The sequence below is a fragment of the Mesorhizobium prunaredense genome (assembly GCF_900156895.1).
Classification (GTDB): Bacteria; Pseudomonadota; Alphaproteobacteria; order Rhizobiales; family Rhizobiaceae; genus Mesorhizobium; species Mesorhizobium prunaredense.
Window position 1 is genome coordinate 37,512 of record NZ_FTPD01000021.1, and the last position, 12,838, is coordinate 50,349.

The 12,838-nt window shown below is 58.8% G+C and carries 11 protein-coding genes and 1 tRNA gene; 1 reads left to right on the forward strand and 11 read right to left on the reverse strand.

The genetic code is table 11. The annotated features are described in order from the left end of the window. Positions 1 to 36: 36 nt before the first annotated feature. Both msrA and BQ8794_RS16505 read right to left on the reverse strand, forming a co-directional pair. Positions 37 to 699, reverse strand: a complete 663-nt coding sequence (gene msrA / locus BQ8794_RS16500) for a peptide-methionine (S)-S-oxide reductase MsrA (protein WP_077379389.1) — start codon at positions 697 to 699, stop codon at positions 37 to 39. Positions 700 to 762: 63 nt separating this feature from the next. Continuing rightward, entirely contained in the window at positions 763 to 1,080 is a 318-nt protein-coding gene (locus tag BQ8794_RS16505; RefSeq protein WP_077379390.1) for a hypothetical protein, read from the reverse strand. A 422-nt stretch (positions 1,081 to 1,502) separates the two neighbouring features. On the opposite strand from BQ8794_RS16505, the gene BQ8794_RS16510 reads away from it, so the two are divergent. Further along, positions 1,503 to 1,592, forward strand: a tRNA-Ser gene (locus tag BQ8794_RS16510). Between the two features lie 689 nt (positions 1,593 to 2,281). Here BQ8794_RS16510 and BQ8794_RS16515 read toward each other — a convergent pair. From BQ8794_RS16515 to BQ8794_RS16560, 9 genes are all read right to left on the reverse strand, one after another. Beyond that, positions 2,282 to 2,713, reverse strand: a complete 432-nt coding sequence (locus tag BQ8794_RS16515; RefSeq protein WP_077379392.1) for a hypothetical protein — start codon at positions 2,711 to 2,713, stop codon at positions 2,282 to 2,284. A 56-nt stretch (positions 2,714 to 2,769) separates the two neighbouring features. Further along, positions 2,770 to 3,207, reverse strand: a complete 438-nt coding sequence (locus BQ8794_RS16520; protein WP_077379394.1) for a hypothetical protein — start codon at positions 3,205 to 3,207, stop codon at positions 2,770 to 2,772. A gap of 85 nt (positions 3,208 to 3,292) precedes the next feature. Then, positions 3,293 to 3,658, reverse strand: coding sequence for a hypothetical protein (locus tag BQ8794_RS16525; protein ID WP_077379396.1), 366 nt, complete (start codon positions 3,656 to 3,658; stop codon positions 3,293 to 3,295). After that, entirely contained in the window at positions 3,648 to 4,070 is a 423-nt protein-coding gene (locus BQ8794_RS16530) for a hypothetical protein (RefSeq protein WP_077379398.1), read from the reverse strand. Before BQ8794_RS16530 ends, BQ8794_RS16525 begins: the two co-directional genes overlap by 11 nt. A 717-nt stretch (positions 4,071 to 4,787) precedes the next feature. Beyond that, positions 4,788 to 5,399, reverse strand: a complete 612-nt coding sequence (locus BQ8794_RS16540; protein WP_167378765.1) for a helix-turn-helix domain-containing protein — start codon at positions 5,397 to 5,399, stop codon at positions 4,788 to 4,790. Positions 5,400 to 6,013: 614 nt separating this feature from the next. Next, positions 6,014 to 6,574 (reverse strand): recombinase family protein, encoded by a 561-nt coding sequence (locus BQ8794_RS16545; protein ID WP_077379519.1) that lies wholly within the window; start codon positions 6,572 to 6,574, stop codon positions 6,014 to 6,016. A 257-nt stretch (positions 6,575 to 6,831) separates the two neighbouring features. Beyond that, positions 6,832 to 7,713: a toll/interleukin-1 receptor domain-containing protein gene (locus BQ8794_RS16550; protein ID WP_077379404.1), complete on the reverse strand. Its 882-nt coding sequence runs from the start codon at positions 7,711 to 7,713 to the stop codon at positions 6,832 to 6,834. A gap of 194 nt (positions 7,714 to 7,907) precedes the next feature. After that, on the reverse strand, positions 7,908 to 9,275 hold the full coding sequence (locus BQ8794_RS16555) for a site-specific integrase (protein ID WP_167378766.1): 1,368 nt from the start codon (positions 9,273 to 9,275) through the stop codon (positions 7,908 to 7,910). A gap of 546 nt (positions 9,276 to 9,821) precedes the next feature. Then, entirely contained in the window at positions 9,822 to 12,719 is a 2,898-nt protein-coding gene (locus tag BQ8794_RS16560) for a TM0106 family RecB-like putative nuclease (protein WP_167378767.1), read from the reverse strand. Positions 12,720 to 12,838: the final 119 nt, after the last annotated feature.

Consider the following 12,838-nt stretch of genomic DNA (forward strand, 5'->3'; position numbering starts at 1 on the left):
TGTTGGAAAAGCCGGGATCATCGTCCCGCCAAGGCCTCAAGCGGAGGCGGCAGCCGGGATGGCGCAGGTGACGCCGGTGCCCTGCAGATTGCAATAGCCGTAGGGATTCTTCGCCAGATATTGCTGGTGGTCTTCCTCGGCGAAGTAGAATTCCGGCGCCGGCGCGATCTCGGTGGTGATCTTGCTCCGCCCGGCGCCGCGCAATGAGGCCTCGTAGGCGTCGCGCGAGGCGATCGCCGCCTGGTATTGCGCATCGCCGAAGGTGTAGATCGTCGAGCGGTAGGTGGTGCCGACGTCGTTGCCCTGGCGCATGCCTTGCGTCGGATCATGGCTCTCCCAAAACAGCTTCAGAAGCTGTGCATAGGACACGATCTTCGGGTCGTAGACGACCAGCACGACTTCGGCATGACCGGTCAAACCGGTGCAGGTTTCCTGGTAGGTCGGATTGGGGCTGACGCCACCGGCATAGCCGACGGCCGTGACCCATACGCCCTCGACCTGCCAGAACAGGCGTTCCGCGCCCCAGAAGCAGCCGAGCCCGAACATGGCCTTCTCCAGCCCGTCTGGATAGGGCCCCTTGAGCGGCCGCTTCGAGACAAAGTGATTGGATGCCGTCGGGATAGGATTGGCGCGACCCGGCAGCGCCTCGGCAGGCTTCGGCAGGTTGAGCTTCTTGTTCAGCATGTCGCTGAGAAACATGTGTAGTCTCCTTTTCTTTTTTGGTTGGGACGCCAGAAGGTCATCGACAACAAATCATCAAGTCTAGGCGAACCGCCCGGTCGCCCGCTCCCGCCTGTAGCCGATCATGTAGAGAATGAAGGCAAGCGCCGCGAACACGGCGAAACCGGGCTGGTTGAGCACCCAGGCGATGGCGCCGTCCCACAGCGGCGGACCAAGCTTGTCGCGGACGAAGCTTTCGAAGGCGCTTCGCGTATCCGGCGAGACGGCGAGCCAGCTGGTGTTGAGCGGGGTCATGACCGGGGCGGAGGCCGCCACCGAGCGCGTCGCGTCGACCACCGCCATGATGACCGAAACCGAAAGCGCAACCATTGCGGCAAGACGGAAGACGAAGCGGAACATCCAGACCCTACCTCCCGCAAGCTTTTCAGAAATATCTGTATCGGCCTGATAGATAGGATCTGAGCGCTTTATCCGCAATCGCGACACGCGAAGTTGAACCGACGCCGCCGGTTTTCGCCGCTGAGGCGTCGGTCGGCCAAGACGACGCCGCCGATCGCGGCGATCGGCTTGCCAAGGCAGCGCTGGCGGCATGGACGGAGCATCCCTATCCGACAAAGCGAATAGAGTGCTGTTGTGTCTTGGCATTCGGCACCGGATCGACTAGATGAGCCCCGCGCCTGTTGCTTGACGGCTCAGGTGCGGGGAAAGGGTGTCCGCTGGTTGACGGCGCCCACGGTGCGGAGTTCCGGACCGGAATCCCCAAGGGAGACGCATCTCCCCAACCCGCGCGGTGAAACCGGCCGCAGCGAAAATGCCAGGACGGAGAGGTGGCCGAGTGGTTGAAGGCGCACGCCTGGAAAGTGTGTTTACGGGAGACCGTAACGCGGGTTCGAATCCCGCTCTCTCCGCCATTGTTCTATTTGTGCCAAGTTTACATGTAAATTCAATTGCTTAGCAAAATCGATCGCAGCGACTTAGACCAACGACTTAGACCAATCTGGCACAAGCCGCTCCTCGGCTTCCTTCACGGTGTCGGTCCGCGTCCGCCTAACAACCCCGTCAAGGTCCCTACGGCGGGTAGCCGGCGGATGATGGTTGTGGTCTCCCCTGACGTTGCCTGAGAGGTAAGGTATCCTTTTAAGGGAAAAGACCATAGGAAAGGACTTTTATAGTGGATGTATTATTAGACTTTATATTGACAAAGGTTGGCCATTGGATACAGCGCAGAAAAAATAACAAACTTAAGTTTGTCTTGATGATTATCTTTTGGCTTGTCTCGTTGTTATTAGCTATTATGATGATCTATTTGCTGTATGTTCGTGGATTTACATTCTAAAGTAGGTCTTTGCGTGTCGTGGTCGTCTTTCCTCGCCCGAAAGATGGTGGCGGCAGTGTTTGATCCTCCATACTCGATCTGTCTCATGTCTCCTTGTAAATTTTCTGGTGGAGCGGCGTTTGCCTCTGGACGGTAGATTGTACCGGCGAGGCAGCGAACGCGCTCTGGCGGTCCTACCGCACCGCGTTCTGAGGATGTTTGATGAAAGGCCCGGGCAGGGCCATGAGCTTGGGGCTTAGAGGTGCCCCGCCCGGGAAGTCTGGGTCAGTACAGGTCGGCGTTGCCGTCGCCGTGCTGTGCGATGTGAGCCGACACGGCCTGTGCATGTCGATGCAGGGTGCCCCAGTCGCCCGACACAAGGGCACGTCTCAGGGCCGGCATGTCGGCCTCATCGACATACGTGCTGTATTGCGCTGAAGTCAGCCCCAGCGGCTTGAACACCTCGCGTTCGGCGTGAAGCGCAAATGCTGCCTCGACCATGGCCGTCTCGACCTCGTCGACTTGGGCAGTCTCGGGGTTCAACACGCCGGTCTCGATGAACTCGGCAATCGCCGCGTCCCTCACCTCGGCAGGGGCATCAGAATTAAAGCGATCCAGTGAACGGTCGGCCATGGCCACCATCTGCTTGAACTGCTTGTCGGCTTTCTCGTCCTCGGTCTCATCCTTGTCGTCTTCCTTCGTGTCGTCTTCATCCACGGTCGGAACCTCCAGCCCCTCGACGGGGGCCAGAGGCTTCTCAACGTCCGCCGTGGTTAGCTGAAAGACTTCGGTGCCGCGTAGCCTCGGGCCGCAAGACCGTCGACGACTGCCTTGTTGAACTCGGCCTGCGTGATCTGCCCGACCTCGGCCATGTCCTTGGCTTGGCCGTAGCTCACCTCGATCCCGCCGAGGACCTTAACCGGGGTCCGCTCGACCTCTGCCATGGGCGGGATCACACCGGCGCTCTGCGATGTGATCAACTGCTTGTTGATGCCCATGCGCTGGGCCTGAAGCTGTGGGTTATTTCGTACAGAAAGCTCAACCGCGCGGTCGATCTCTTCCTGCTTGGCGCGTTCTGTTGCCTCAACAGCGAGGGCATCCTGCTTGGCCTTGTCTGCTTCGGCCTGTGCAGCCTGAGCCCTCATCATCGCTTGCCCGAGGGCGGTCTGATCGGTCTGGTACTTGTTCGGGTTGTCGTCGTAGGTGGTCATGTGTGTTCCTTCAAATGCTTGCGCTCCCCGACCACCATTGGTCGAGGCTCTGCGCTGTTAGTGATGTTGTGGGGTGCCCCCGGGCTTATGCCCTGCGGGTGAAGCCGTAGGCGTCCTGTGGTGCCGGCGAGGGCGCGTATGCCGGTGCTGCTGCTGCGGGCGTGCTGATGGCCTTGCTGCGGGGTCGCGAGGTGACCTCGTAGAAGCGCCCCGAGTAGTTCCTATCTTCAAACTCTGGATAGCCGTGGATTTCGTAGACCCTCGCGGCAGCCACGCCGAAGCTATCGGTCCACGTTATGCCGACCCCTGCGAGCTTCTTGTCGAGGTCCGAGATGCTTTCCCAGTCGTCGGCCATGAACCACTCGACCAAGGTGAGGGCCTGCTCTTTCTCGATGTAGGTCTTGACCCAATCGCGCCGCCTGATGTCGTCCCGCAAGCGGTCAAACGTCATAGCGGGCATTCCACCTGTCACGGTACTTCAGGGGGCCGTGCTGCACGATCAGCGGGATGTCGTCACGAAGTTCCCCGGTGGTGTGTAGCCCGGTGCCCTGCGCCTCCAGAATGTCGATCACCAGCGGCTTGACCTCGCCCCTCGACGGGTGCCGCGCCGGCAGCCCATTAAGCCAGTCCAGCACGTCCTGCTCGACATGCCCCCGAAGGCCCGCCTGGGCTGCGCCTTTGCCGACCAGTCGCTTCAGTTCCATGTTCAGCATCGACCGGTTGGTAATGTAGGAGCGGTCGACCCACTCGCCAGTCGGCTGCGCGCCGTGCCTGCGGCTTCTTCTCATCTCGGGTGTCTGGATGATCCATTCCCGGTCGGCCTCGATAACGCGGATCGCGGGGGTGATTTGGCGAAGGCTCATTGGCTGACGTCCACAGCTCCCAGTGCTTCTGCGACACGCTCGGCATTGGCCTTGGCCTTCGCTGCCTCACGCTTCAAGCGCCGTGCCTCGGCCACTTTGTCCTTGTTCCGCTGGTACCATGACCGACAGAGCGCGGCGTGTTGTTCCCGGTTCTCGCTCTGCCACTGGGCGGAATGTTCTCGCCAAACCCGTCTCTGGGCCTCGCTGTTCTTGGGTGTAGTCGTGTATGCCATTGCTTCCTTTCTCGATTGGGTAGGTATTAACAGTCGGTCCTCAAGCGTAGCCACAGAATGTGGGTGGCCTTGAGGGTGTTCTTTGGTTGCTTTGGAGGTGAAGACGGAGAGAGGAGACGGTCTGTCATCCTTTCATCGGGGTCATAACTTCATGAGCCCTTCGGTCTCCTTCAGAATGAATGTTCCTCGAAGATCGACCATGAAGGGATTGGTGAGAGCGAAGACCACAGAAGAGAGACACAGTCAGTCTCTCACGCCGAACACTCAGCCTTCAGGGGTGCCTTTGGTCGATACTACAGTGGTGCTGGGGCTGGTGTGGGGAGTGAGGCTCAAAGGCTCTGCTGAAGGTGCTAACCTCGGGAGGGAGGGACTTTCGTCCACTCCTGATTACCAGTCCACCGCAGCCATCCTGCTGGACCACCCGTCAGGGGAACCTTTAAGGTCTAATAATAGCCAAGACCGGGAATTGTTTGACACTCCCCGCTCAAGCCGCCTTCAGCACCTTCACGTGATGCGACACGATCTGCCGAGACTTCCCGAGAAGCCGGGCAATGTCGGCCTGGGTCTTGCCCTCGGCGAGGAGATGTTGAACCTCACCCCGAAGGGTCGAGGGACGCCCACGCTTCACCTCAGGCTTCTCGACGGGCTTCAGCCAACGGGCATTGAGCCAAGCCATCCCATCTGGTGACAGGACATCGTAGGGGACCCCCGCCCCGGACTTCATGCGCCTCCCAAAGCCAGCCCCAACGGCCCATGAAGCGAGACGTGAGGTGGTCCTGTAGTTAGGCTTGGTCTGCCTGGGGTCGGAAAGCAGCGGGACCAGGCGAACCTCGATTTCCTGCTGTAGAATGCCGAGACCTTCCATAACTTCCCGCGCCTTCCTCGGGCCGGTGTCCTTGGACTTGGCGTATTCAGACACGGTCATCCACTCGCCGGGTTCACTCTCGGGCACTCCTGAGTGGTCCAGCGCATCCCGCCTGTAGGTACGGTCGAGGGCGTCTCGGGTTTCCTCGTAGTCGGCGTAGAGGGCGCTCTTGGCTCGGCCCTTGTAGAAGTTGATCGGCTCGCCCCCGGCAACCCGACGTTGGGCCTTCAAGATAGTCCAGTCTCGATTGAGACCGAGAGACCCCGGAAGGAGCGGGGTTTCATCCATGTGTGGGGCGAGGTCTTTCTTTGGTTTCATGGCGCTCCTACAGGGTGTTGATCCGGTGGTGAGATACAAAAGAGAAAGCCTCCCGACGCACCCCGCAGATTGCTCGCAGGGGTGGAACTGAAGGTGACGTGGGTGTGTGAGATACTGATAAGAGGACAGATAGAGAGGGACGCGCCCTCAAACATTCGCACCTCACCAAAGCTGACCACCCCGGAGACACCTTCAAACGCCCCCGGAAGGAGCAACGAGGGTGCCTGTCAGGTCTGCAACAGGATGGTCAGCTTGGGAGAAATGCGTTGGGTAGTGCTATTGGTCACCCAATTCGCCTTCGTAGTGCCAGTGGGGTATGAGGTCGCCTTCGTAACTATTGGGTGGGTCATTCTCTCGGGAGAAAGCCCTGCGTAGTCCAAGTGGGCTCGATAATCGCCTTCTCAGCTATTGGGGGCCTTATTCGGCAACCGCTAATGAACGACCTCCCTATCTTAGTGGTATGCTTTGTCTGTAATACCATAACACCGGGCGGGGCTCCTACATGCCCCACACCGCCAGCGCCTTCTCTATTCTCCTTTCATGATCTTCTGAACCGTCGCGGTCGAGTAGCCGATAGCCGCTGCAATCGCCCTGATCGAAGCACCCTCGGCCCGCATGTCGCGCACCCGTTGTTCAACCTCATCGGTCACCGTCTTGGGCCGCCCAAGGTGGTCCCCTCGGGCCTTCGCCTTGGCGATGCCTTCCATCTGCCGTTCCTTCCGTAGGGCGGTCTCAAACTCCGCGATGCTGGCAAGGATGCCAAACATCAGCTTGCCGTGCGGCTTGGTCGTATCGAGTGATGGGTCGTTCAGCACCCGGAACCCGACACCCCGCTTGTCGAGGTCTTCAACGATCTGGTGAAGGTGCGCCGCCGATCTCGCCAGACGGTCGACCTTACTGACCACCAGCGTGTCGCCCTTCCGAACGAACCTCAGCGCCTCGGCCAGCTTCGGCCTATCATTGTCCAGCCCCGACAGTCGGTCTTGAAAGATGGTGTCGTCCGTCGCCCCTGCCGCCCTTAGCTGGTCGATCTGAACAGCCGTGTTCTGGTCGGTTGTGCTGACCCGTGCGTATCCAATGATTGCCATGATGTGAACTATCTCCTTAAAGTCAATGTTCACAACGATTACCTCACGCTAAGTTCACATGTCAACGGCTCTGTGAGAAAAAGATCACCTTTGTTCACACGCGTTTACCCACGCCGCTCACCAATGGTTTGACAGTTGGGGGGACGCTTTGGGCCTGCCTGTGGGGAACCGAAGGGGGTACGGGGGGTCTGCGCGCGAGCCAGTTATCTGATCCCCCGCGCGGATTTTTCCGCCAAACATTCCGACCCCTAAGGCATCTACTGGTCAGCTATCTCGATCACGTGTTCGGGCAAGAAGACCACTTCGCTGCCCCACTCCAACTCATGCCAGTCCGCTGTGCAAATCGGCGTGTTGTCGAGCGTGGCGACGAAGTAGGGGCCCTTGATTGCAACGATCTTAACCCACATACGCTCACCCTCCATGCGCTCTTCTATGTCCCATTCGTCGGGGTATGCGTACTCGAACATGACCTTGACCACGTCCCCCACTTTCAGGTTTCGCCGCTGTGCCTCCTCCGGGATGTGGAAGGTGTCGGGATAGAGTTCATTTCTGACAATACCACTTTGAAGTTGCCAATGTTCAACGTCGAGATGAGCGAGCCTCGGCAAGGCATCTCGAGCATCGGAAGTTGGATCACCAACAAACGCTGGTGGCCTGCCAAGTTCGGGACGGGCGATTGCCGGCACACCGTAGACATGCCGCAAGAGGTTCTCGAACTGCACCTCGAAATCTCCATCATTGCGCATGTCCAAAGCCAATACACCTTGGAGATAGGGCGGTATCGCCGCGTGAGGATCGTCCGGGCCAAGGGTCCCGCTTCGCAGCACCGGGACGAACTTGTGTCGGGCAATCGACGCCGCTATTCGCGCGGAGATGATTTGGGCTTCATACCCCACGCCGCCCTGCCGGACCGTAGCCTTCGCTTTGTAAGCAGGCGTGCAGATCACCAGAACGAAGTCCCCCTCGGGCAGGCAGGTGTCCATGAATTGGGTGAGGCTCTCGCCATAGCGCACGTCCCATTGGTCAAGGTGGACATGCACGCCGTTCCCGACCAGCCGCTCGGCGAGCGCCCTGACCCATGCCTTGTGGTCCTCGCTGTCCCACGAGTAGGAAATGAAGACGGTCTTGAGTTGCGGCATCGGTTGCTCTTCAAAAGAGGACGTCAGGAAGTTGCATGGGCATTCCAACGCGGTCAACCAGCGTGGAGCGGAGAACACACTCCCATGTCATGCCGATACCGGCCCTCAACCCTCACCTCAAGCGATGCCCCAAAGAGCCTTTCGCAGAGCCCTTGTTGTGGCATCAAGCCTCGCCTCAGGTCCGCCGTAGCGTTCTACGCCGCCAACCGCGTGGTCCTCGTTGGTAACCTCACGGCCCTCACACATGCCACCTTCTGTGCATCACTCGGTCCTCCTGAGTAGACCCCGAAGGTAATCGACTTGCGCCCCTCGACGTGCCCGACAACAGCCGCCACGGTTGTCTCAGGAATGCCCGCCTGTTCCGCCTGAGAGACGAACCAGCGCCGGAACGAATGGAAGTTGACCAAGCTCCTACGCCTGCCGTCCCGCTTGTCGTCGACACCACACGCCACCCGGTAGCGCGTGAACCGCTTGGTCGTCACCGCTGCCGCGTCCCGCTCGTCGGCCAACTCATGGAACAGCCAGTCCCCCGGCTGCTTGCCCTTCGACCTTCCCGCGATCAGCTTGACCAGCCCCGAATGAATTGGAACCCGCCGCACACCGGCCTGTGTCTTCGCGTCCCGTAGGTCGAACCAGCCCCCGGCGCATTGCTCAACCCGTAGCGTCACGATCTCCTCCAGGCGCATTCCAGACAGCGCCGAGATCAACGCCGCGTCCTGTAGCTGGTGGTCGAACTGCCCCGGTTCCAGCGCCGTAACGCCGTCCAGATGCCGGCCATACAGGACCGCATTCAATTCCTTCGTGGTGAATGCCCGTTCGACCTCGCCATTACTGGCAGAGCCCTTCTTGCGCCGCTGAGGCTGTAGCTGGCGGTCCCATGGGTTGCCACTCTGCTCGGTGTCTACGAGGCCCCGCCGCGCCAGATAGTCCCAATAGCCCCGCACCGCCGACAGATGCTTCTTAGCCGTCTTCGGGTGCATCTCTGCGATCTCCTCAGAGACGTACCGCCCCGCGTTCCTGCGGTCGATGTCGGCAAGCCTGAGGGCCTTCTCGGCGCACCACCGGGCAAACCGCTTGACCAGCCCCCGCCACTCAGCGGTGGTCTTGTCGGCAAGCTTGGCCTCCTTCAGGTACGCCTCAAGGTGCTGGTCGACGGGAACCTTCCCAGACACGGCAGCATCGAACAGCTTCCGTTCCTTGCCCCGGTAATGGTCACGCTCGTCCTCGGCGGCGCTCACAGCGTCGTGCAGCGCGTCCTCGTCGCCGGCCTCTTCAAGTACCTTGATCGCTTCCCGAACGATGGCCCCTCGGTAGGTCGCGCCGATCTGCTCGGCTGTCACCGCTTCCCCGGCCTTGATGGCCTTGAATAGGTCGAGGGCTGCCCGCTCTTTCGCGTCCCGCCTTTCCATGGCAATTCGCACGTCCCCGGTGTCGAGGCTTTCCACAATCGCCGTGCGTCCCTTGAACTCCTGCCGAACCGCTTCCGGTATCGCCATCTTGAACCACCACGTCCGCCCCCTCAGCGAGAGGTGCCGCCGTGCCCGACCCTTGAAACCTGCCATGCTTAGACCATCCATTTAGACCAATTCCCGGTCCGGATTATCAAGCACAATCAACGATTTCAAGGGGATAAGGCCGTTTGGCGTCTAATCCCGCTCTCTCCGCCAGCTCGGCTATTAGCTCATTGAAATAGCTGCAGTTTTATTGGAAGCGAGCGCCGAACCCCTCATTTCACCCCACATTTTCGATCCGATATAATTGGACGCCGCTGGATGTCGTCGCACAATGTGACGCTGGCCGGGAGCACCGAAAGTCTTTAATGGGGCCGGAAGCGATCTGACCGCTCTGAAGTCGACGGAGCGGGAAACCCGCCGTTCGTTCCGCTTCAACCGTTCGGCCGGATTCGACCCAAGTACTTGGTGCCAGCTGTAGGTCGGGCTAGCAGGCAATCTAGGAAACGAACATTCAGCCCGACGCCGCGCTCGGTAGCGGACTGACAGCCTGATGAAATTGTATGCCGGAACGGACGATCACGTGCGTCGGGTCAAATGGCAGCCCGCGATATCGAACGGTCCTTCAACAGCCAGACACGCGGAGAGTGCATCAAATCATCCGTTTCCTCCCAAGCGGTCACTTAGCTTCTGGGCTGTTGTGTCGCTGACCCGAGCAACTCGTTCTCGGCGAAGTGATAGGATCGAGGATGGCAAAAAGCCCTTCGGATAGAGCTCAATGCGCGAGGGGCGTCGCCGGCGGTGCCTGCTCGCTGCAAAGGCATCCATATCGTGTTCTCGCGACAGCAAGAATTTTAGAAAGCTTAGGTCTCTCACACGGCAGGTTTGATAAATGCTCAGCAATACCAACTGCTCTGTAAGCCCTGCTTCTTTGACGCTTCGTCCGACATCCTCCCGATAATCGCTGATGCGTTTGATTGCGTTCTCGGCCAGATTGTTGTTCCACGACACACCGTCATGTTGCAGGAACGTGAACAGGCGGTCGCGATTATGGAGCAGACGTTCCTGCAGAGTTTTTGAGATATCGGATTCGTAGGTGTGCTCCGCAAGCGCATCGAAGAACGCCGCCACAGCCCTCCCGTGACGTCTTAGGTACGTGCGCTTGAGGCCATGCTCATCGACTGTGACGACGATTGATCGCAACAAGGCACCAAACGGCACCGTAATCGACTGAAGCTCCTGATCGAACGGATTGTCGAGGATTGCGCGATTCATGTCGCGCATCAAGTGGATAAGACAGCGCTGGTGCAGACAAGGGAGCCCGTCGTAGGCTGCATAAAAATCGGTAACTATCACGCCCTTGAAGTCTTTGAGCATCTTCCGCAGGAAATTTCCCTCGCGCGAGCGTCGGAAAATGTAGATGGTAGCGGATTCACTTGCGAACACCCAGACGTAACCACTACCGTCCTTTAATTTCACCTCGGTCTCGTCAATATGTAACACAGGCCCTGTGATCAATTGCGTGAGAAGCATATTGAAGGTCTTGCGATAACGACGGACGAGCAAATGCCGGAAGGTTAGGAACTCCCACCAATTCACCCGGATGCCGAAGATCTCATAGAATAGCGCACCGAGAGACTTGACCCCGAGTCGATGCGTGATGTGCTGATAAGCGAACCAGCTCATGAAGTTGTGAAAGTGTCGCGCAAGACGCTCGTAGCGCTCGGGGGTAAAGCATCGTTCACAATTTGTGCAATGATAAGCGACCGCTCTGAACTCAATCACCTTCCGGCGGATCGCTCCCGGTGTGATGACGAGATCGAAGGCGCGCTTGCGCCTCGTCTGCAATCCCTTCGGCCGTTGCTTCGGGTCAATGGATGTAATGTGCTTGCTTTTGCAGAAGGGACAGCGTGTTGCCGTGATTTCCATTCGGTGTGTCGCCCGCAAGTCGCGGTTTTGCCACTTTCGGCGCTGTGTCTTGCCGCCTCGTGTTCTCCGCACTGGTTTCGTTCGAATGAATACGTGGCGTTTCTGGTAGTCGAAATAGGCCCGCTTGTTGATGAACGCGAAATCGGCATGCGTAAACTGTGACCAAGTCACGGTACGCGCCAGATTATCGAGTTGCGCCACGGTCGCCACGCGCGGCAATATACCAGATTTACTCTCAGTGCCGCCGGTCAGCGGCTCACTCAGAAAAGCACTGACTTTGCGTAGCGCTTCGCAATCATCGAGATTGTACTCGATCAACTTGGTTTTCCACCACGCGTCGCCGGTCTTCTCCCATTTCTTGCGCCAGACGACGCTCTCAATGCCGGATGCGTCCGGCTCGGTCCAGCGACAGCCCAAGCAGCCCGCAACCTCCTTGAGACCGTTCGAATAAGTGGGAAAATAGAAATGCGGATAGATGACCGTGAGCACGTTCGTTAGTATAGCTAAAACAGCGTCAATGCTCCTTTTGCGTCGGGCTTGGCGCCGCATGCGCGCGATAAAGCTACTTTCGTAGTTGCCGTAACAGTAGATGCGCGGAGCGTCATAACGCCCAACGATAGTGAGAAACCGGGCGAATATTTCGGCTTCGCCTTTCCGGTCATCGGACCATAACGAGTGGCGTTCAACGCGTTCGCCATCGCAAATAACGAGCCCAATCAGATAAGTGAAGCCCTCTTCGGGAACACCCTCGATATCCAGGTAGATCCGCACGGACGCGGCCGGAAGTTTCGGTGCACCGAGCACATAGATCGTTTGGTCGCGAATGGCCAGTGCATGCAACGCGTGGTCGCGCAATCTGAGCGGGGCATCGGCCCGCTTGCCTCGGCGACGGGGTCGAAAGGTATGTGCTAGCTGGGTGAGCGTGAGTACGCACTTACGAGCGTATCGCTTGATTGTCTTTTCGCCGACACCACGCAGGAGGCTCAGATTGTCTTCCCTGATGGCCTGATCACGGCAGCGGTCCCGGAACTCACAGATGTGGCAATGGTCATTCAACAGCAGCTTCGGCGGGCCTTCCGCCCGTTGCAAGCGTTCGGCGTCTCGGAGGAGGTTTTCTGCAGTCGTCAGCGTCGATCCGAAACGAATGCCCGTCTTCTTGCCGTCGCGCCCAATATAGACAGCCCCGCCACTAGGAAACGCCCCCTGAACCCGCGCCAGAAGAACGGCGCGCGCGGCAAGCTGTTGGCGATCGGAAGCGCGAACCCGTCCCGCCGCGCAAAACATCACCGGTTGATATTGGAAGTCTCCGAGCGTTGAGTGCCCATTGGTCTTGCGAAGTCCATCGAAGACGACTTCATGGCGATCATCGTCCAAACGAGCGCAAAGAATAAACGCAGCTCCTTTTCGAAGATTGGTCAAGCACAAATTGAGTTCAGTCGCGACCTCGGTTTCTTTATATTCGCGCCGGATCTTTTCAATTGCATTGCGCTGTGCGTCGGCGCGTTGCTCAATCAGCAACTTCTCATAGCCGCATTTGACGCCTTCCTCACCGCGCAATCGAAAATATGCCTTCAACCTGCAGTGCTGCAGCGCATTAATAACATCGTCGGTGATCTTGCAGGCCATCGCGTGACTCCTTGACCAGAGGTGCGTAAGCGCGGACGTCATGCTGATCACATCATGAACAACCGACGACCTGTCGGTGCAGCGCCGACAAAGACTGGCTAGACCATCAACCGCGACGA

Excerpts from the sequence above, each read along its gene's own strand:
- msrA (WP_077379389.1), bottom strand. The coding sequence starts at position 699 with ATGTTTCTCAGCGACATGCTGAACAAGAAGCTCAACCTGCCGAAGCCT.
- BQ8794_RS16505 (WP_077379390.1), bottom strand. The coding sequence starts at position 1,080 with ATGTTCCGCTTCGTCTTCCGTCTTGCCGCAATGGTTGCGCTTTCGGTT.
- BQ8794_RS16520 (WP_077379394.1), bottom strand. The coding sequence starts at position 3,207 with ATGACCACCTACGACGACAACCCGAACAAGTACCAGACCGATCAGACC.
- BQ8794_RS16525 (WP_077379396.1), bottom strand. The coding sequence starts at position 3,658 with ATGACGTTTGACCGCTTGCGGGACGACATCAGGCGGCGCGATTGGGTC.
- BQ8794_RS16530 (WP_077379398.1), bottom strand. The coding sequence starts at position 4,070 with ATGAGCCTTCGCCAAATCACCCCCGCGATCCGCGTTATCGAGGCCGAC.
- BQ8794_RS16545 (WP_077379519.1), bottom strand. The coding sequence starts at position 6,574 with ATGGCAATCATTGGATACGCACGGGTCAGCACAACCGACCAGAACACG.
- BQ8794_RS16550 (WP_077379404.1), bottom strand. The coding sequence starts at position 7,713 with ATGCCGCAACTCAAGACCGTCTTCATTTCCTACTCGTGGGACAGCGAG.
- BQ8794_RS16555 (WP_167378766.1), bottom strand. The coding sequence starts at position 9,275 with ATGGCAGGTTTCAAGGGTCGGGCACGGCGGCACCTCTCGCTGAGGGGG.
- BQ8794_RS16560 (WP_167378767.1), bottom strand. The coding sequence starts at position 12,719 with ATGGCCTGCAAGATCACCGACGATGTTATTAATGCGCTGCAGCACTGC.